Source organism: Kitasatospora sp. Xyl93 (genome assembly GCF_055383135.1).
Genome location: NZ_AP029185.1, coordinates 8,058,119 through 8,077,615, shown reverse-complemented (window position 1 = coordinate 8,077,615; position 19,497 = coordinate 8,058,119). Strand labels below are relative to the sequence as shown.

The following is a 19,497-nucleotide window of genomic DNA, read 5'->3' as shown; positions in this document are numbered from 1 at the left end:
AGGGCCGGCTGACCCCCGCTGGCGCGGGGAGGACGACGGTGGCCGTACGGGGCCTGGGCGGCTCGGTGGCTGACCCCCGCTGGCGCGGGGAGGACGATCCTCGGCGGCGGCTCCGCCTGGATGGTGACGGCTGACCCCCGCTGGCGCGGGGAGGACGTGTCCTGCTGGTCGTTCTTGCCGAAGACGAGCGGCTGACCCCCGCTGGCGCGGGGAGGACGCGCCCTCGCAGGCCGACCGGTTCGCGCCCTACGGCTGACCCCCGCTGGCGCGGGGAGGACGCGCGGTCTCCGAACGGGCCGAGGACGACGGCCGGCTGACCCCCGCTGGCGCGGGGAGGACACTTCCTGACCTGCAGCGTTTCTAGGGTTTTGCCGTTTCTTGACCATCGCTCACCTGCACCCCCGCCATCGCAACGAGCGTCAGCCCGTCGAAGTCCACCGGCTTTCGCCGCTGCTCGCCCGCCGTCCGCAGCTCGAAGCCCTGTTCGTTGGCCGCCGTGTGGACCAGGACCGCCACGCCGTCGCCGACGCAGCCGCTGACGGCGTGCCAGAGTTCCTCGCGCACTTTGGCGGAGATGGTGCCGACGTAGAGCTGCGGGGTGACTTCGAGGAGCCATCGGGTGAGCGCGCCGCGTACGTGGTCGGGGACTGCGGTGGCGGACAGGACGGTCATCGCTGCCATGGTTGCCCCCTGAACGGGTAGGCACACCGGCACGGCCGCCTCACAGCAGTTCCTCGCCCGCGTAGTTGACCCCGCCCGGGATGGGGCCGGAGACCGGGTCCCACAGGTCGACGAGTTGCTCCTCCGGGTCGGGGAGGGTGATGTCCTGGCCCGGTGCGAGCAGGCGCTGGATGTCGGTGACGATGCGCGGCAGCAGGCGGAACAGGCGCAGTCCGTCGCGGAAGCCGCGGCGGGCGTCGGCTTCGGGCTGTGGGGAGGCGTGGAGGGAGAAGGCGAGCGGGATGGTGAGTTCGGCCTTGTAGAGGTCGGCGACGTCGTAGACGAAGGCCTGCTGGTTGCCGTTGTGGACGAAGCCGAGCGCGGGCGAGCAGCCGAGGGCGAGGACGGCCGCGTGGACGATGCCGTAGAGGCAGGTGTTGGCGGCGGAGAGGGCGAGGTTGACCGGGTCCTGGGTGTCCCAGGAGTTCGGGTCGTAGTTGCGGCGGAAGCGGCCGATGCGGTGCTGCTGGGCGAGGAGGCGGTAGTGGGCCTTGACCCGTTGGCCTTCCAGGCCGCGCAGTTGCGCGAGGCCGCTGCCCGCCGGGGCGGTGCCGGGGCCGAAGCGCTGCTCGTACATGGCGGTGGCGACGGCCAGGCGGGTGGTGTCGTCGGCCCAGGCGCGGGCCTGGCGTTCGAGCCAGGTGGTGCTGAGGGATTCGGGGACGGTGGCGGCGTAGCAGCGGACGCCGCCGGATCCGGCGATGACGACCGTGGTGCCGTGGCGGGCGAGGGTGGACAGCGCCCGGGCGGTGATGGAGGTGCCGGGGCCGAGGAGGACGCAGCTGAGGGCGGCGGTGGGGAGGTAGACGGTCTCGGTGCCGCGGTGGGGGCTGGTGACCTCGGCGCAGACGCCGGTGTCGTCCTGGACGATGCGGACGATGTCGAGGTAGAGGAAGGAGAGGGAGTCGGCGATGCGGGGCAGCATGGCGACGGTGGGGGCGGCCAGTTTGCGCCGGGCACCGCCGGGGTCGGGGCGGCGGGCGGTCACTGCGGCCCCCGGTGGGGGGCGATGCTGAGGAGGCCGCAGCCGTAGGCCTTGCCCTTGCCGATGCCGTCGATGAGGCGGGTGCGCAGGAGGTCGGCGTCGGTGATGGCGGCGGTGCCTTCGAACAGGACGCGGTCGTGTCTGACGGGCCGTTGGTCGCTGCGCCGGTGGCCCTTGGCGGCTTCGAGGGGGCTGGAGTGGAGGGTGCCGAGGTCCAGGCCGGAGGACTCCGCCTGGCGGGCCCACCAGTCGTCGGCGGCCGTGCCCTGGAGGGGGATGACGGCTTTGAGCCGGTAGAGCTCGCGGGTGGCTCGGCTGGGCCTGCGGATGGGGTTGGCGGCGATGCGGTAGCGGATGTGCAGGCCGGGCCGGAGGGCTTCGAGGAGCGGGGTGAGGGTCTTGGTCGCGGCCTGGCCGTATCCGGCGGGGAGGCGGTCCAGGTCGGGCCGCTCGGCGCTCTGGAGGAGGATCTGGTCGCCGGCGGGCGTGGACTCGCAGCGGAAGAGGACGCCGAGGCGGCGGCGCGGTTCGTCGTCGGCGAGCTGGTCGGGGAAGAGCGACATCAGGCGGTGGTGCAGGTCGACCGCGCCGGCGCTGTCGCGGCGGGCGTCGCGGCTGCGCGGGTCGGGGACGATGCGGGTGAGCCACAGGGTCATGCGGGGATACCTTCGGGGCTGGTGGTGTGCCGGGTCAGGTAGTCGCCGAGGGCAGTGAGGTAGCCGGTGGCGAGGCCCTTGCAGCGGTCGGCGGGCAGGGTGAGGGTGCGCTGGTAGCGGGGACGGGCGCGATAGGCCCGCCGTCGGGGGTGGAAGGTGAGCGGGTCGTCGGTGACCTCTCCGGCGGGGGTGCTGCCGTCGTCGTTCCCGGGCTGGGGGTGGTCGCCGAGGCGGTCGAGCGGCTGGTCGCCGTGGAAGACGATGTCGACGGTCTTGCTACCCGCGCGGGCCCGTCGGGCGATCGGCAGGTGGACGAGGTGGTGCAGGGGGTCGTCGACCAGGCCGAGCAGCAGCGGGCCTTCGGGCGGGCAGGAGCGGCGCCCGAGGTAGGGCGGCCAGTGCGGGTTCCGCAGCGCCTGCGCCCACCCGTCGAGTCGGTCGGGAGCCGCGGTGACGACGGCGGTGAAGGCCGCGTCGGCGAGGTAGTAGCGGTGGGACAGCAGGGTGGCGGTGGCGCCGGTGCGCTTCTTGCCCTCGGCGGTGGTGACCGTGCGGGCGGCGGGCAGGCCGCCGCCGACGGTGTGCAGGTCGCGCAGGATCACACCCGACCGGTCGGTGCGGATCGTCAGCGAGAGGGTGGCGAGGTCGTCGATGGACTCGCCGCGCTTCCGGCCGAGGGCTGCGGCGAGCAGGCCGACGACGCCGGAGCGGGTGGGGAAGGGCGCGGTGTCGCGTTCGTTGAACTGGCCGGTCTCGCCCCAGGACTGCAGCGGCGCGGCCAGGCGCAGCAGCAGTCCCCGCGTGGGAGTGCTCATGCTCCGGCCCCGGCGGTGACGGAGGCGGCGTCGGGGCGGGCAGCGGTGTCCGCGCCGGTGCGGTCGGTGGTGAAGGCCGCGTCGATGGCGGTGTCGATGAGCTGCGGGAAGGAGTCGACGCGGGTGCCCAGACCCTGGAGGTCCTTGTCCTCCAGGCTGGCCCAGGCCGCGGTGACGGTGCCGCGCTTGCCGAGGAGCTTGTGGGCGGCGGTGGCGTAGCGGGCGAGGGCGGTGCGGGAGGCGGGGCCGTAGCCGCCGCTCTCGTGGGAGGCGACGGGCTGTTCGAAGGCGGCGGCGTAGGAGAGCGGGCGGTCGCTGCGGACGGCGATGTGGACGAGGTCGGGGATGGTGTGCGGGGCGGTGGCGGTCTTCTTGGCGCGCGGGAGGGAGAGGATGAAGGCCTCGGCGAATCCGGCGGCGAGCTCTCGGGCGGCGGCGCGGTCGCCGCCGAGGTTGGCCGCGAGGTCGGCGAGGTCGACGGTGGCGTAGCGGTAGAAGACGCCGGCGCTGAACTCGGCGTGGCCCATGTGGGCGCTGCCGGTGGTGTCGCCCCAGGCGGAGGTGACGTCGTCGACGGCGGAGAAGTAGTCGAGTTCGACGTCGGTCCCGTGGGTGGTGAGGGCGTGGGCGACCTGTACGGCGCCGTCGACGCCCGCGTCGTCGACCTCGGCGAGCATGCGGCCGAAGAGGTTGATGACGCCGTTGCGGCTGCGCAGGACGGCGTCGACGGCCTCCTTGGGCAGGACGCTCTTGTCGCTGGTCTTCTTGATGTCCTTGGCGCTTTCGAGCTCGGCGCGGTGCTCCTGGGCGATGGCGGCGAGTTCGGCGACGGCCGTCTCGGGCACGTAGACCATGGCGTTGGTGGTGACGACGGGCGAGTCCTTGGTCTCGAACTTGATGCTGCTGCCGGCGGCGACGTGCTGGCCGGCGCGCTGGGCGAGTTCGGCGGGCCAACCGTGCTGCTCCTGGAGGAGGCGGGTGACGCGGGCGCCGATGCGGCGGGTGCGCAGGGCCTGCTCACCGAAGCTCTGCTGGAAGTACTCGCGCACGGCGCGCTTCCAGGACTGGCTGCTGACGCGGGTGCGCTCGGTGTCGCCGTAGCGGACGGTCTTGACGGAGTTGTTGTCGTCGCGGTTGAGGTTGGCGAACGGGACGCTCTGGACGACGTGGATGTCGAGGAAGCGGGCGGTGGTGCGGTCGGGGCCGGGCATGCTCTGCTCCTGGGGGTCGGATGGTTCGCGGTGGTGGCCTGTACGGGGTCGGGGTGGCGGTCAGGCCTCGGAGGCGGCGCTGTCCGTGCCCTCGGTCTCGGCGGCGTCTGCGGCCTCGCTCTGGTCGTCGTCGTGCTCGCGGGCCCGGCGCTCGCCGTCCTTCTGCAGGGTCCGGTGGTAGTCCTGGAGCCAGATCCGCTTGACGGTGCCGGAGCGGCGGCGCCACTGGCAGAGGTCGATGAGGAGCTGGGCCCAGTCGATCTCCACGTCGCTGCCGCGCAGTTGGCGGACGGCTCCGGGCAGGTGGCGGTGCAGGCCGTCGACGCTCTGCCGGCTCAGCAGGTTGAGGCGGGTCTCGGCCGAGGTCTCGCGCAGACCGCCTGCCTGGCCGCCCTTGATGACACCGTCGGCGAAGGCCTGGCCGAGGCTGCGCGGGGGGATCCGCTCGGCGGTCCCGGGGTCCGCTTCCTCCCCGCGGTCGGTCGGGGCGCCGGGCGCGTCCGGCGGCGATCCGGCGGCCGTCGCCTCCTCGTCCTTCGCTTGCTCCTTCGGCTGCTCCTTCGACCCGTTCTTCCTCGACGTCTCGGCCTTCGCGGCGGCGTACTGGTCGCGGCGCTGCGCGGCGATCAGGGAGGCGACGGTGTAGAAGGCGCGCTGGACGTCGCGGCTGCGCGTCTGCTCGTCGGTGAGCCAGGAGGCCACGTAGCGGTGCATGAACGGCACCGCGTCCAGGTCCTTGCCGACGCCACGGCGCAGGGCCGCGCGGACACCGGGATCCTCGTGACTGCGCTTGTCGATCCTGGCGGTGAAGGCACGTGCCCGCCCCAGCGAGGGGATGAGGGCGGGCTCCTTCGGTGTGCCGACCGCGTCGTCCGCCGGTTTGGCGGGCCCCGGAATGGTGCTGGTCGTGCTCATGCGTCCTCCGTACTGGTGTTGCGGCCGGTACCGTCGGCGCCCCCGGTCCTGGCCGGGCGCTTCACCGGCCCGCCGTACAGCTCGATGCGGGCGGTGGTGCAGGCCTTGGCCCCGCGCATGGTGCCGAGCGCGCCGTAGGTGACGGTGTCGTAGGCCTTCTCCGCGAGGATGCGGAAGGCCGTGGCGGCGCCGTGGAAGTCGCGTTCGCCGAGGCGCTTCCAGAACTCGGCCTCGGCGGCGGGCCAGTAGCGGGCCGCGGCGTCGACGGCCCAGGTGCAGTCGCGGATCTTGGGGGCCGTGGTGAAACCGGCCCAGGCCTTCTTGACGGCCCGGTCGAGCCGGTTCCCGTACCGCTCCCCCAGGACGCGCAGGCGGCCGATCTCGACCGCGACCGTGGGTTCCTCCGCAAGCCCGAGCACCGGTGGGGTGACCGCGTCGACGAACTGGATGTCCTTCGCCTGTCCGTCCTGTTCGAACCCCAGCGCGCGCACCCTCAGGTCTTCCGAGACCTCCAGCGCGGTGCGGAACACTTCGGGGCGGCATGGGCGGGTGGTGCCCGCGGGGTTGTTGAGCAGCAGGGCGTCCAGATCACGCCACAGCGCGCGCCGGGAGTCGGCGGGGCGGGGGTAGAGGTTTCCCTCCTTGCTGGTCTGCCAGATCAGGTACGGGTCGCCCTCGCGGGAGATCTTGAGCTGGTTCGCCCAGGTGATGAAGACGTCGCGGACGTACCGGCCGGTGGCATCGGGCACCAGGAGCAGCGCGTGCTGGGAGCGGGCGGTGAGGCCGGAGCACGGACCTTTCAGCGGCGGTGGAGCGGCTGCGGGGTCGGGCAGTTCCTCACGCTCCCACGGGCACAGGTCGCTGACACGGGAGACGCTCTCGCGGGGTTTGGGAAGTCCGGCCAGCAGCGTCTCGAACAGCGTCTCGCCCTCCGGGTGGTAGGAGAGCGTGCTCCGAAGGGGGCCGGCCTTGCTGCTGGCCGCCTTGGTGCCGCCGACCGTACGGCTGGAGCACCGTCCGGAGGGACCGTAGTAGTGCCAGACGAGCAGGTGCAGGACGGCCTGGTCGGGGGTGGGCAGCTCGGGAGCGGTGCTGTTGACGTGCTGGAACCAGGAGTGGTTGTTGCCCGAGGGGCGGGTGGTGATGAGCTTGTCGACGCCGGCGGTGTTCGCCGGGTCGCACTGCTCGGCCAGCCTCGGGTCCTGGAGGAAGGGACGTTCGGGGTCGAAGAGGTCGAAGCGGCCGTGGTTGTGCTCGGTGAACTCGGCGACCTGCTTCTCGTCGAAGCGCGCCTGGTCGACCAGGCCGTGGCGGCGGTCGGACCAGTCGCCGGGGCCGGCTTCGTCGAGCTCGGTCACACGGGCGGTGATCGCGTACAGGACGCGGTACAGCGCGGAGAGCGCGGGAGGGTCGGCGATCGCGATCTGTTCGATTTCGTGTGCGTACAGCAGGAGTTCGCGCAGGCCGACCCTGGGCGGGCGGGTGGCGGCCTCGTCGTCCTCCTCCCTGCGGGGGACCCAGCGGACGGGGATCCACGCTTCGTCGAGGAGGTTGTAGCTGGGTGGTGCGAGTGGTGCGGATGGCATGCGGCCTCCGGCGAGGCGAGTACGGGTGAGCACAGGGTGGGTAGGCTCTGCGCGGTCCCCGCGATCGAGCGGGGGTGAGCCGTGCGGTGCCTAGGAAGTGGCCGTGTCGGCAGACCTGTCCCCGCTCAAGCGGGGGTCGTGCCGGTCCCGGACGGGCGACAGCCCTGTCCGGGGCAGGCGTAGCCAACGTATCGTCAAGTGCGGTGCCTATGACGTCAGTTCTCGGAAATTCCCACGTTCGAGTACATGAGCTGCCTCTCCCCCAGCCGGCCCGTCCACTGGTCGCCGTCACGGCGCATGCGCAGCAGGGCCAGGTCGGTGAGCAGGGGCCGGTCCCTCCAGGCCTTCGGCACGGTGTTCTCGTCCGTGCGGCCGGCGAGCCAGCGGCCGGGCAGCGGCACGGTATGCCGCATGATCAACGCGATTTCATCCCGGTTCGCCGCGGCCGAGGGCAGCGGAACATCGTGGCCGGGGTCGAGGCTCCAGCCGTTCTCCCGTTCGAAGACGCACACGGCACGGCCGCTGTCCGCGCCGAGGCGGGTGGTCAGCAGGTCGTCCGAGACGACGAAGCTGCGCTCGCTGAGTTCGGACAGGTCGTCGACCACGTCGCACGGCGCCGGGATCACGGTGATCTCCGCCATCTGCTCCTCGGCCGCCTCCGAAGCGATGCGCTCGGCGTCCATCCGGTCGAGCTCCACTGCGGCGGCCGTCTCCAGGCCGGCTCCGAAGTCGTCCGCGTAGACGTCGTCCACGAGCTCTTGGACGTCTCCCGGGACTTCGACCGCACCGCTGGACTGCCCTGCGAGCAGCAGGCTGGTGCGGCGCAGCAGGGAGGCACCGTAGACGGTGCCCCATGAGCGGGGGGCTGCCACGCGGCCCTCGTCGTCGAGCGGTTCCAGCACGATCATGCGCGGCTCGGCGGGCTCGCCGGTCCAGGCCGGGCGGTTGGGGCGTTCGTGGCGCTTGCCGCGGCCGGCCCGCTGCAGGAGCTGCGCGAACGGCGCGAGGTCCGAGACGATCAGGTCGAAGTCGAGATCGAGTGACTGTTCGACGATCTGGGTGGCCACCAGGATCGAGCCCGCGCGCGGGGTGGCCGCCGCCGTGTCGTCCGCGGGCTTCCCGTACGCGGTTTCGCACTCGGTGGTGATGCGCTGCCGCTCGTGGGCTGGGTAGCGGGAGTGGAGCAGCCGCAGGCCGCCGTCGCGCGCGGCGAGTTCGGGCAGGGCCGACTCCAGGTAACGGTAGGTGCGCTGGGCTTCGTCCACGGTGGTGCAGCAGACGAGGACGCAGCCGCCCTCGGTGGTCACCGGTGCGAGGATCTCGCGCAGGGCCTCACGGCGCCCCTGCCGTCCGGGCTTCTTCGCGACGCCCTGGTCCCGGACGTCCCAGTGGACCTGGCGGGTCTCCAGGCGCAGGGTCCGGGCGCGGCTGCTGCCGACCTCGCGCGGCGTGGACACCTCTCCGCTGCCCGCGTCCACGAACAGCCATCCCGGGTAGCAGGGCTCCACCGCGGACGGCTCGCGGAAGCCCGCGCCGCGCCGGTAGGCGTCGACGAGGGACGAGGCCGCCTTGCCGGTCAGCGTCGCCGACAGCAGCACGACCGGGGCGCCGAACGCGCCGAGCCACTCCAGCAGTCGCACCAGCAGGCTGTGCATCCACGGGCCGTAGGCGTGGGCCTCGTCCACCACCAGCACCTTGTTCGACAGGCCGAACAGTCGCAGGAAGCCGTAGCGGACCGGAAGTACGCCGGTGAGCGCCTGGTCGACCGTGCCGTTGGCGAGCGGCGCGAGCAGACCCCGACGCCCCGTACGCAGCCACTGGCCGGCCTCGGTGTCCGCGAGCACGGCCGAGCCGTCCGTCGCACCCTCCCCGGGGGCGTAGTCGGGGCTCAGCCAGGCCATGCTGTGCAGCAGCGTGAGCGCGCGATCGCCCTCGACGTTGTCCTCGGCGAACCTGCGGACCCGGGTGAACATCGCATCCGCCGTGGCCATCGTCGGCAGCGCGAAGTAGACGCCGGAAGCGCCCGAGGCCCTTGCGATCACGGAGGCCGCGTGCAGGGCGGTCTCGGTCTTGCCGTCGCCGGTCGGGGCTGTGACCAGCAACAGTCCGGGCCCCTTCACCACCCTGGGCAGGTACTCCGCGACGTCTGCCTGCAGCTTGTTCGGGGGGAACGGGAACTGCTGCGTGAAGGGCTTGGCCGGAAACGCCGCCCGCCCGAGACCGGCTTCGCGAACCCACCCCGATGCGGCCTCGGCTGCCGTCTCGAAGTGCTCGGCGAGCTCGGAGTCCCCGGTCTTCCAGTCCTCCCCGGGCATCCGCGGCTCGATGACGTCGACCTGGCTGGCCAGCCAGTCGGCCACCACGACCAACCCGGCGACCACCACCGCCAGCTCACCGGGCAGCACGGAATCCAACGGCTTGTCGGCCCCGACCGTCCGACGGACCGCATGTGCGTGCGCGAGGCGCTGCTCCCGCCAGCCCTCCGCAGTGCCGAGAGCGGGCTGGTAGCCCGACGGGTTGTTGATCTCCTTCACCTGCAGCGCTGGGGCGAAGCACCCGTGGTGCCCGCCGAGCAGCTGGGCGATCTGGTGGGCCGGCGACTTCCTGACCGGTTTGTGGAGCGGATAGCCGCACTGCTTGAAGAACTCGACCAGCCCCCAGTGCGTGGCCGTCTCGTGCCTCAGGTACCCGCTGCGCTTCACCGCCGGGTTGTCCTCCGCATACGCCGGGTCCCCCGTCAGCTTCGCGAACTCGTCGGCGACCTGCTGCTGGAAGTGCAGCGAGATCTTCCCGATGTCGTGGAGCCCAGCCCACAGCATCACCATCTTCCGGGCCTCACCCTCGGCCTCGCTTACGCCCATGGCCCCGGCGATCCGCGTTCGCATGCGGTCGCTCAGGACGGCGTCCCACAGCGCACCCGCAACGGCGGCCGCGTCCAGGAGGTGGCAGATCACGGGGTAGGGACCGGGCAGACCGGCGCTCTTGCCCCACATGCGGGAGTCGGGACCGGCCGACTCGAAGCCACCAACAGGTTTGTTCTTGCTCACGCCTGAGGATGTATCAGCTGCCACTGACAATCCTCGCGGCCTCTCATCGGAATCGATGGCAGACGAGGACCTGGCGGACGGGGGCCGAGGCGCATCACCCGAGCTCATAGGCACCAGGAGGGCGTCGCCGGGTAGTTCGTGTAACGATCCAGGCACCACCAAACAGGCTGGGCCACCCCTTAAATTGGAACTTTTGGCTACCGCCGAACCTGGCCTGGCACCGGGGACCTCGGCGATCGAACCGGCCTCCAGGCGCAATGAGCCCACCATCACGAGTACACGGATACCGGCTTGCCGTCGCTGTTCAGGAGTGGCGCTCGCCCCGCCCCCCTCGTCGAGCCCGGCAGCCCCCTCCCATACCCGCGAACTGCCGTACCCCAGGCTCCGAACCGCTCATGGCATCATGTGAGCGATCCTTGACATTTCTACACCGAACGGCGCACCTGGCCAAGGCATCCGACACCTCGCCAGCATGGTCAAGAAAGCGCAAAGCCATCGCTGCGCCGCAGGTCAGGAAGCCTCCTCCCCGCACCCGCGGGGGTCAGCCGGTATGGATCGGCGGGCCGGTCGTCGGCCTGTACTCCTCCCCGCACCCGCGGGGGTCAGCCGCTGCTGCGCGTGGGTGTCGGGCCGGTCGTCGGCTCCTCCCCGCACCCGCGGGGGTCAGCCGCTGCTCGACCTCTACGGCCGCCGCGCCGAACCCTCCTCCCCGCACCCGCGGGGGTCAGCCGGCGCAGCCAGTGGGGCAGGCCAGGCCGAAGGGCTCCTCCCCGCACCCGCGGGGGTCAGCCGGCGCAGCCAGTGGGGCAGGCCAGGCCGAAGGGCTCCTCCCCGCACCCGCGGGGGTCAGCCGGCGGCGATCGCTGCCGCGGCAGAGTCCTGGGCCTCCTCCCCGCACCCGCGGGGGTCAGCCGGTCGAGCGCCACCGCGTCGAGGACATCCTCACCTCCTCCCCGCACCCGCGGGGGTCAGCCGACCTCGACAACCTCGGCCTCATCTGCTCGCCCCTCCTCCCCGCACCCGCGGGGGTCAGCCGGTTCAGTCGGAGCCGGACCCGTGGGCGTCGGACTCCTCCCCGCACCCGCGGGGGTCAGCCGGCGCCGAAGGCATCGAGGTGGTAGTCGCGCTTCTCCTCCCCGCACCCGCGGGGGTCAGCCGTCGCCGGAGCCGCGGACGCCGCAGGCAACGCCCTCCTCCCCGCACCCGCGGGGGTCAGCCGCAGACCACCGTCTCACGCCGTCCGTAGCCGAGCTCCTCCCCGCACCCGCGGGGGTCAGCCGCACGCCAACGAGGTGACGCCGATGACCGGACGCTCCTCCCCGCACCCGCGGGGGTCAGCCGTCTGTTTGTGAAATTCGATCACGATTTCGTCACTCCTCCCCGCACCCGCGGGGGTCAGCCGTCACTTACGGCACTCGGAATGGCTGGCATCCGCATTTGCTCCTCCCCGCACCCGCGGGGGTCAGCCGGCGTCGCGCAGGATCTCGATGTTGTACGGCTGCTCCTCCCCGCACCCGCGGGGGTCAGCCGTCCTGCACCCGGCCGTCACCGAAGAGCCTGTCCTCCTCCCCGCACCCGCGGGGGTCAGCCGCAGCCGCAGCGTCTCCTCCGTGACCGTCTGCGCTCCTCCCCGCACCCGCGGGGGTCAGCCGACCCTCGCCCGGATCCGGGCGGGCCTGGCCAACTCCTCCCCGCACCCGCGGGGGTCAGCCGTCGCGGGCGTGGGGCGCGAGCGTGCCGGAGGCCTCCTCCCCGCACCCGCGGGGGTCAGCCGCACTGCGGGTCTTCTCCGTTGGGCCCGAGGTACTCCTCCCCGCACCCGCGGGGGTCAGCCGCGCGCGGCCGCGCTCTTGGCGGCGGCGAGCAGCTCCTCCCCGCACCCGCGGGGGTCAGCCGTCGCGCGGCTCCCGTTTCCGCTTCGCGGCGGTCTCCTCCCCGCACCCGCGGGGGTCAGCCGGCCGCTGACCCCCGGCCGGGCTGCTCCGGTACCTCCTCCCCGCACCCGCGGGGGTCAGCCGGAGCTGTGCGACGTCATCGTGACCGCCGCGGTCTCCTCCCCGCACCCGCGGGGGTCAGCCGTCCGATGCGTCGAAGGGGTGCGGGTGGCGGTGCTCCTCCCCGCACCCGCGGGGGTCAGCCGCGGTCGAGCACTATCGCTGCGCCCCACAGGGCCTCCTCCCCGCACCCGCGGGGGTCAGCCGGTCTTCGCGTTGAACTCGGCGTCGGGGATCTTCTCCTCCCCGCACCCGCGGGGGTCAGCCGCCCAACTTGTCCATGACGCCACGGGCTTCGTCCTCCTCCCCGCACCCGCGGGGGTCAGCCGAACCGCAAGGACGACGGGGTCGAGGTCGGCCACTCCTCCCCGCACCCGCGGGGGTCAGCCGGGTCATGCGCCGCGCGAGGCTTGGGAGCCGCTCTCCTCCCCGCACCCGCGGGGGTCAGCCGGGCAGGGTGATCCTGCATCATGAGTTTCGTCCCTCCTCCCCGCACCCGCGGGGGTCAGCCGGAGCAGCAGTGGTCGAGCACGGCACCTTCCCCCTCCTCCCCGCACCCGCGAGGGTCAGCCGTGAATGGCCGAGATGGGTTGGGTGCACTTGCCCTCCTCCCCGCACCCGCGGGGGTCAGCCGGTCGGCGTCCACGGACAGGATCGGATTGACGTCTCCTCCCCGCACCCGCGGGGGTCAGCCGCCGTCCAGTCGGTGACGGCGCATCCGCACCGTCTCCTCCCCGCACCCGCAGGGGTCAGCCGGCGGACACGGTGCTGCTGCCGGACACGGCCTCCTCCTCCCCGCACCCGCGAGGGTCAGCCGGTTCAGCGCTACGCCGTCCTGAGGTCCGCCATCTCCTCCCCGCACCCGCGGGGGTCAGCCGGTTCACCGAATCGCGGCAGAAGGCCACCCCTGCTCCTCCCCGCACCTGCGGGGGTCAGCCCGCGATCTCGTACGGCATCTCGGTCGCTATCGACTCCTCCCCGCACCCGCGGGGGTTAGCTGGCCCAGAAGGTACTCGCTGAGGCCGCGCCGGACTCCTCCCCGCACCCGCGGGGGTTAGCCGACTTCTTCCTCCCGGGGAACGGGCTTGGAGGCCTCCTCCCCGCACCCGCGGGGGTTAGCCGCGTTCCTGGAGGGCACTCGCGCCGCGCTCCAGCTCCTCCCCGCACCCGCGGGGGTTAGCCGCCCTCTTCCCCTTCGGCCTCCGCGCCCGACTCCTGTTCCCCGCACGCGCGGGGGTTAGCCGCTGCAGGCGCTCTCGGCCAGGCAGATGGACGCCTCCTCCCCGCACCCGCGGGGGTCAGCGGGTGTTGCCGGGGCGTTCCACCGGCCGCTCCTCCCCGCACCCGTGGGGGTCAGCCGCCGGGGTGTAAACGCCGTTTACACCGGCCCCGCTCCTCCCCCCACCCGCGGGGGTCAGCCGCCAGGCTGGAGCCTGAGCCGCCCGTTCGACCTCTCCTCCCCGCACCCGCGGGGGTCAGCCGGACCCGGGCCGCACCCTGCGCCGGATCGTCAACTCTCCCCGCACCCGTGGGGGTCAGCCGATCGGCGAGGAGCTCGGGGAGGTGGCTGAGGCCTCCTCCCCGCACCCGCCGGGGTCAGCCGCACGCGTTCCCGTGGTGCGGGGTGTCGTGCGGCTCCTCCCCGCGCCAGCGGGGGTCAGCCGGAGCGGTTGCGGGCGGTCATCGGGCCGCGGTTCTCCTCCCCGCGACAGCGGGGGTCAGCCGGCGATCCGCTCACATCTTGGGGTGCCGTCGAACACCTCCCCGCGCCAGCGGGGTCACCAGGCATACGATCCGCAGACTGGGGCTCAGAGCCCGTCAACACGCCGCGGCTCGCGTCCTCGACGACCGCGAGGGCGGCGGCGCGCCGGCGTCTGGGCTGAGGGTCGGTCAGGGGATCTCCATCTCGATCTGGGCGAGGTGGGCGGCGAGGATCTCCTCGAAGGCCGCCTGGCGGTCCACCCCCAGGGGGCGGATGTCGCGGGCGAAGTGGGCGAGGGCGGGGAAGCGGTCGGGGTCGGCGCCGAGGACCGCGACGCGGAACTGCTCCATGCCCTGGTCGTACTCCTCGGAGGTGATGCCGCCGATTCCGGCCTCGGCGGCGATCAGGGCGGAGAGCAGGACGACGATCCGGTGGTAGCAGGCCGGGATCCGTTCGTCGGGCAGGCCCGACGTGCGCAGGGCCTGCAGCACCTCCTCCATGGCCAGCCGCGAGCCGGCGCCGCCCGAGGCGTAGCGCCCCCAGATCGAGGCGACCTGGGGCTGCTCGGCGAAGGCCCCCCGTAGGCGCAGGGCGAGGGCCGTGATGCGCTGCTTCCAGTCCCCTTCCGGCCGGTAGCCGTCCAGGGCGGCCACCAGGATGCGGTCGGCGAGCGACCGCAGCAGTTCGGTCTTGTTGCGGAAGTGCCGGTAGAGGCTGGAGGAGTCGGTCCCGAGCGCGGCGGCGAGTCTGCGCACGCTGAACGACTCGGCGTCGCCCGTGCGCAGCAGGTCCGCTGCCGCGTCCAGGATCTCCTCGGTCGACCAACGTCTGCGGCCTGCCATGTCGCCCCTCTCGTCCCGTCGGGTCAGTGTAACGAATGCGCGCGAGCGAGCACGCGGTAACGCACTCGCCATTGCACGCGGTGCGTGCATAATGAGTGCGCGAGCCCGTTCCACCCGTACGACCACCAGCCACGCGCCCGGCCCTCGGCCGGGGAAGGGGAGCAGGAGACATGGGAGACATGAGCGACGCCACCAACGCCACCGATGCCATGAACGCCGCGGACACCGCGAGCGCGGCGACTGCCGCGCAGCCGCCGGAGCCGGACTTCTCGGCAATATCCGCCGAGGAGCTGATCGCCTACCGCGAGGCGGAGAACCGTTTCCGGGCCTCCGCCGCGGCCCGGGTTGCGACCGGGGAGCCCGCCGCCGGTGTCGTGATCCGCTGGGAGCGGGTGGCGCTGCCCGGCCGGGAGCTGCCGGTCCGGGTGTACCGGCCGTCGGCCGGGGACGGCCGGCCGGACGCCGGCCGCACCGCGCTGCCGCTGGTCCTGCACGTCCACGGCGGCGCCTTCGTGGGGACGGCCCCGCAGAGCGACTGGATCAACAGCCATGTCGCCGCCGGGCTGGGCGCGGTCGTCGTCTCGGTCGAGCACCGGCTGCTCGACCACACGACCCCCCTGTCGGCGGCGGTCGAGGACGGCTGGGACACCCTCCGGCACGTGCTGCGGGACGCCGGGCGGTGGGGCGTCGACCCGGCGCGTGCGGCCCTCCTCGGGGAGAGCTGCGGCGGACTGGTGTGCGCGCTGGCCGCGATCCGGGCGGGCGGGACCGGGCTGCCGCTGCGCGCGCAGGTGCTGGTCAACCCCGCCGTGGACGTGACCGCGTCGATGTTCGACTACCCCTCGGCCGCCGAGTTCGGGGAGGCCACCCACGCCATGCCGAAGCTGGAGCTGTTCCGCCGGCTCGCCGTCCCGGCCGGTACCGACGCCCGCGCGCTCTCGCCGCTGTACGCGGACAGCCTGGACGACCCGGCCGGACTGGACGGGCCGGCGCCGGCCCTCGTGGTGGTGCCGACCCATGACGCGGTGGCCGACCACGGCCGCCGCTACGCCGAGCGGCTGCGGTCGGCCGGCGTCGCCGTGCGGCTGAGCGAGTACCCGGGCGCCCCGCACGCGTTCCTGAGCCTGCCGGGCCTGGTCCCGCAGGCCGCGGCCGCCCGGACCGAGATCATCGGCTTCCTCCGTTCGGCTCTCGGCCCGGGCCCCGCAGGGGTTACGGTCCGATGAGGGCCGCGACGGGCACGACGACCGACTCCGTCCGGCCTCCCCTGGACCATCGGAACCGACGGAGGCAGTCATCGTGAAGCGCATCGGCATCATCGGAGTGGGCGAGATCGGCCGGGCGATCGTGATGGGGCTGCGCCACGGGGAGGAGGCGGGGCCGGAGGTCCTGCTGTCCCCGCGGGGTGCCCGAACCGCCGCCGAGCTGGCCGATCGGTACGAGGACGTACGGGTGTGCGCCGACAACCAGGAGGTGGTGGACGGCTCCGACCTGGTGATCGTCGCGCTGCGCCGGCAGGACTGGCGCGGGGCCCTGGCCGGGCTGGAGGTGCCCGGCGACCGGATCGTGGTCAACGTGATCCCCGGCGTCGGCACCGACGAGCTGCGCCGGGTGCTGGCCACCGACGCGACGGTGACCCACGCCATTCCGCTGCCGCCCATCCGCGAGCGCCGCTCGGTCACCGTGGTCCACCCCTCGCACCCCGACGTGGACGCCTTCTTCGAACGGCTGGGCGGGGCCCTGCCGGTGGCGGACGAGGCGGCGCTCAACGTGCTGTCCGCGCTGACGTCGACGCTCACCACCCACTACGCGTTCCTCACCACGCTGGTCTCCTGGGCCGCCGACCAGGGCGTCCCCGCCGAGGACGCCGACCGGTTCGTCCGCGGCGTCTTCCAGGAGGTGGGCCGCTCGCTGGGCGACGGGGCCCACTCGCTGGAGCGCCTCGCGGCCGATCACGAGACGCCGGGCGGGAGCAACGAGCGCATCCGTACCACCTGGTTCGACCAGGCGAACTCCGATGCGCTGCGGGCCGCGCTGGACGGGCTCGTCACCGACCTCCACGCCGGCCACCGGTAGGGCGGGTCCCGGAGCCGTCGGTCCCCTCGGGGGCCGGCGGCTCCCCGCTCGTCGGGTCGCGCCGTATCCCGCCCGGCTGACGACCGTTAGCATGACGGGTATGACGCCGGTCATTGGCGTCGGTTCGCACAGATTCCACAGCGGTTTCGAGGAGTTGACGATGAGTCGCGCTTTCCCTCTGTCCCGGACGACCGATCCCGTCCCCGAGGAGGAGCGACGCACCATCCTCGCCGCGCCGGGGTTCGGCAAGTTCTTCACCGACCACATGGCCTCGGCCACCTGGACGCCCGCCGAGGGCTGGCACGACCGCAAGGTCTCCGCGCTGGTGCCGTACTCGCTGCACCCGAGCGCCGCCGTGCTGCACTACGCCCAGGAGATCTTCGAGGGGCTGAAGGCCTACCGCCACGCCGACGGCAGCGTCTGGCTGTTCCGCCCGGAGTTCAACGCCCGCCGCTTCGCCCGCTCCGCCGAGCGGCTCGCCCTGCCTGTGCTGCCGGAGGAGGACTTCCTCGCCAGCGTCGAGGAGTTGGTCCGCGCGGACGAGGCGTGGGTGCCGGGCTCCGGTGACGAGAAGAGCCTCTACCTGCGGCCGTTCATGTTCGCCGCGGAGGCCTTCCTCGGGGTGCGGCCCGCCGAGGAGATCGCCTACTCGGTGATCGCCAGCCCGGCCGGCCCGTACTTCGCGGGCGGTGTCACGGGCATCACGCTCTGGGTCAGCAGCAAGTACACCCGCGCCGGGCGGGGCGGCACCGGCGCCGCCAAGTGCGGCGGCAACTACGCCTCCAGCCTGGCCGCGCAGCTGGAGTCCCGCGAGCACGGCTGCGACCAGGTGCTGTTCCTGGACGACACCGGCGGCGAGGGGGACCTGGAGGAGTCCGGCACGATGAACCTGTGCCTGGTCACCTCGGCCGGCGAGCTGGTCACCCCCGCGCTCGGCAGCATCCTCGACGGGGTGACCCGGGACTCGATCCTGGCCCTGGCGGGCGAGTTCGGGCTGACCCGGGTGGAGCGCGCGATCACCCTCTCCGAGCTGCGGAGCGGTGCCGCCGACGGCACGGTCACCGAGGTGTTCGCCGCCGGGACGGCCGCGGTGATCACCCCGATCGTCGGGTTCAAGGGCGAGGGCTACGAGTTCACCGTCGGCAACGGCGCGCCCGGCAAGCAGACCCTCGCGCTGCGCGAGCACGTGCTGGACATCCAGTACGGGCGCGCCGAGGACGTCCACGGCTGGATGCGCCGGGTGGTCTGACCACCCGGGGGCGGCCCGACCGGGCCGCCCTGCCCACCGGCCGGAACCGACGCCCGGCTCCCGTCCCCCTCCCCGTCCCCCGGCTCCCGGCTCAACTCCCTTCGGGCACCACGACCTCACGCTTGAGGATCTTTCCGGTCGGCCCCTTGGGCAGCGCGTCCACCGTCCAGACCAGCCGCGGGTACTTGTACGGGGCCACCCGCTCGCGGACGAAGCCGCGGATCTCCTCCGGGGTCGCCGACGCGCCCTCGCGCAGGACCACCGCGGCGGCCACCTCCTGGCCGTGGACGGGGTGGGGGACGCCGATCACCGTGGCCTCGGCCACCGCCGGGTGCTCGTACAGCACGTCCTCCACCTCCCTCGGGTAGACGTTGAAGCCGCCCCGGATGATCAGGTCCTTGCGGCGGTCGACGATCCGGAAGTCGCCCCGCTCGTCGCGGGTGCCGAGGTCCCCGGTGTACAGCCAGCCGTCCCGGACGGTCCGCGCGGTGGTGTCCGGCCGGCGCCAGTAGCCCTTCATCACGTTGTGGCCCTGGATCACCACCTCGCCGACCGTGCCGTCCGGCACTTCCGCGCCGGACTCGTCGACGATCCGCATCCGTACGCCCTCGATCGGGATGCCGATGGTGCCCGCGACCCGCTCCCGGTCGCTCCGGTTGGCGCAGGCCAGCGGCGAGGACTCGGACAGGCCGTAGCCCTCCAGCACCACGCAGCCGAAGTCGGCCTCGAAGCCGCGCAGCACCTCCGGCGGCATCGGCGCGCCGCCGCCCAGGCAGACCCGCAGCGAGGAGACGTCGTACCCGGCGCGCTGCGGGTGGGTCAGCATCAGGGTGTACATGGTCGGGACGCCGAGGAAGACGCTCACCCGGTCGCGCTCGATCACCGAGAGCGCGGCGAGCGGGTCGAAGCGCGGCACCAGGGTCACGCACGCGCCCACGGAGACCGCGCAGTTGAGGCCGATCACCTGGCCGAAGGAGTGGAACAGCGGCAGTCCGCCGAAGATCACGTCGCCCTCGACCAGCCCCAGCACCCGGACGCCGGCCCGGACGTTGCACACGATGTTGCGGTGGGTCAGCTCGGCGCCCTTGGGGGCGCCGGTGGTGCCGGAGGTGTAGAGGATGACCGCGGTGTCCGCTGCCCCGCGCCGCCCGGTCCGCGGCGGCCCGGCCGGCTGGTCCGCGAGCGTCGCGGCCAGGGCGGCCGGCTCGACGGCGACCAGCCGGGTGCCGGTGCGCCGGGCGCCCTCGACCGCGTGCTCGGCGCCGGCGTGCCAGGCGAGCAGGACGGCGGCCCCCGCGTCGGCGAGGCAGTGCTCGATCTCCCGGGTCTTCAGCAGCGGGTTCATCGGGACCACCACCGCCCCGGCGCGCAGGATGCCGTAGTACAGCACGGCGAACTCCGGCACGTTCGGCAGCAGGACGGCCACCCGGTCGCCGGGCTCGACGCCGAGGCCGGCCAGCCAGTGCGCGGTCCGGGCGCTGCGCGCCTCCAGGTCGGCGAAGCTCAGCACCTGCCCGTCGAGCCGCAGGACGGGACGCTCCGGACAGCGTGCGGCGGTCGCGGCCAGGAGGTCGGGGATGGTGTGCGGCAGACCGGGGCCGCCGGGCGGCAGACCGAGGCCGCCGGGCGGCAGGTCGGTGCTTCTGTCGGACGGGTCGGGGACGGCGGGCATGCGGGCGCTCCTCGGGCAGGCTCGGTC

At 73.3% G+C, this 19,497-nt stretch carries 13 protein-coding genes and 2 CRISPR repeat arrays (1 of these 15 running past the window's edge); of the genes, 3 read left to right on the top strand and 10 right to left on the bottom strand.

The features are described from left to right. Window positions 1-339: direct repeats of the CRISPR family, unit length 29 nt; unit sequence CGGCTGACCCCCGCTGGCGCGGGGAGGAC (it extends 1,457 nt beyond the left edge of the window). Window positions 340-360: 21 nt separating this feature from the next. The 9 genes from cas2e to ACZ5GH_RS35020 form a co-directional block, all read right to left on the bottom strand. After that, entirely contained in the window at window positions 361-681 is a 321-nt protein-coding gene (cas2e, locus tag ACZ5GH_RS35060; protein ID WP_387755859.1) for a type I-E CRISPR-associated endoribonuclease Cas2e, read from the bottom strand. Between the two features lie 40 nt (window positions 682-721). Then, window positions 722-1,645: a type I-E CRISPR-associated endonuclease Cas1e gene (cas1e, locus tag ACZ5GH_RS35055; RefSeq protein WP_387756177.1), complete on the bottom strand. Its 924-nt coding sequence runs from the start codon at window positions 1,643-1,645 to the stop codon at window positions 722-724. A gap of 59 nt (window positions 1,646-1,704) precedes the next feature. Beyond that, on the bottom strand, window positions 1,705-2,361 hold the full coding sequence (gene cas6e, locus ACZ5GH_RS35050; protein WP_387755857.1) for a type I-E CRISPR-associated protein Cas6/Cse3/CasE: 657 nt from the start codon (window positions 2,359-2,361) through the stop codon (window positions 1,705-1,707). Next, the gene (gene cas5e, locus ACZ5GH_RS35045; protein WP_387755855.1) at window positions 2,358-3,176 is read right to left on the bottom strand and encodes a type I-E CRISPR-associated protein Cas5/CasD; all 819 of its coding nucleotides are present in this window, start codon (window positions 3,174-3,176) and stop codon (window positions 2,358-2,360) included. The genes cas6e and cas5e overlap by 4 nt, the downstream gene beginning before the upstream one ends. Next, window positions 3,173-4,387: a type I-E CRISPR-associated protein Cas7/Cse4/CasC gene (gene cas7e, locus ACZ5GH_RS35040; RefSeq protein ID WP_464336338.1), complete on the bottom strand. Its 1,215-nt coding sequence runs from the start codon at window positions 4,385-4,387 to the stop codon at window positions 3,173-3,175. The genes cas5e and cas7e overlap by 4 nt, the downstream gene beginning before the upstream one ends. A 60-nt stretch (window positions 4,388-4,447) precedes the next feature. After that, the gene (casB, locus tag ACZ5GH_RS35035) at window positions 4,448-5,302 is read right to left on the bottom strand and encodes a type I-E CRISPR-associated protein Cse2/CasB (protein ID WP_464336337.1); all 855 of its coding nucleotides are present in this window, start codon (window positions 5,300-5,302) and stop codon (window positions 4,448-4,450) included. Beyond that, window positions 5,299-6,888: a type I-E CRISPR-associated protein Cse1/CasA gene (casA, locus tag ACZ5GH_RS35030; RefSeq protein ID WP_464336336.1), complete on the bottom strand. Its 1,590-nt coding sequence runs from the start codon at window positions 6,886-6,888 to the stop codon at window positions 5,299-5,301. The genes casB and casA overlap by 4 nt, the downstream gene beginning before the upstream one ends. Window positions 6,889-7,103: 215 nt before the next feature. Next, complete coding sequence (gene cas3 / locus ACZ5GH_RS35025) at window positions 7,104-9,935, bottom strand: CRISPR-associated helicase Cas3' (protein ID WP_464336335.1); 2,832 nt, start codon at window positions 9,933-9,935, stop codon at window positions 7,104-7,106. 519 nt (window positions 9,936-10,454) lie between these two features. Further along, a CRISPR array of direct repeats spans window positions 10,455-13,593; the repeat unit is 29 nt; unit sequence CTCCTCCCCGCACCCGCGGGGGTCAGCCG. 226 nt (window positions 13,594-13,819) lie between these two features. Beyond that, window positions 13,820-14,473, bottom strand: coding sequence for a TetR/AcrR family transcriptional regulator (locus ACZ5GH_RS35020; protein WP_464336334.1), 654 nt, complete (start codon window positions 14,471-14,473; stop codon window positions 13,820-13,822). 209 nt (window positions 14,474-14,682) lie between these two features. On the opposite strand from ACZ5GH_RS35020, the gene ACZ5GH_RS35015 reads away from it, so the two are divergent. The 3 genes from ACZ5GH_RS35015 to ACZ5GH_RS35005 all read left to right on the top strand — a co-directional run bounded on the left by ACZ5GH_RS35015 (window position 14,683) and on the right by ACZ5GH_RS35005 (window position 17,798). Further along, a complete protein-coding gene (locus ACZ5GH_RS35015; RefSeq protein ID WP_464336927.1) occupies window positions 14,683-15,699 on the top strand; it encodes an alpha/beta hydrolase fold domain-containing protein in 1,017 nt (338 codons plus the stop codon). 73 nt (window positions 15,700-15,772) lie between these two features. After that, window positions 15,773-16,549 carry an NAD(P)-binding domain-containing protein gene (locus tag ACZ5GH_RS35010; RefSeq protein ID WP_387755841.1) on the top strand — a complete coding sequence of 259 codons (777 nt, stop codon included), beginning with the start codon at window positions 15,773-15,775 and terminating at the stop codon, window positions 16,547-16,549. A 160-nt stretch (window positions 16,550-16,709) separates the two neighbouring features. Continuing rightward, window positions 16,710-17,798, top strand: a complete 1,089-nt coding sequence (locus tag ACZ5GH_RS35005; RefSeq protein WP_387755839.1) for a branched-chain amino acid aminotransferase — start codon at window positions 16,710-16,712, stop codon at window positions 17,796-17,798. 91 nt (window positions 17,799-17,889) lie between these two features. Here the strand turns inward: ACZ5GH_RS35005 and ACZ5GH_RS35000 are convergent, their stop codons facing one another. After that, window positions 17,890-19,470 (bottom strand): long-chain-fatty-acid--CoA ligase, encoded by a 1,581-nt coding sequence (locus ACZ5GH_RS35000; RefSeq protein WP_464336333.1) that lies wholly within the window; start codon window positions 19,468-19,470, stop codon window positions 17,890-17,892. Window positions 19,471-19,497 lie beyond the last annotated feature (27 nt).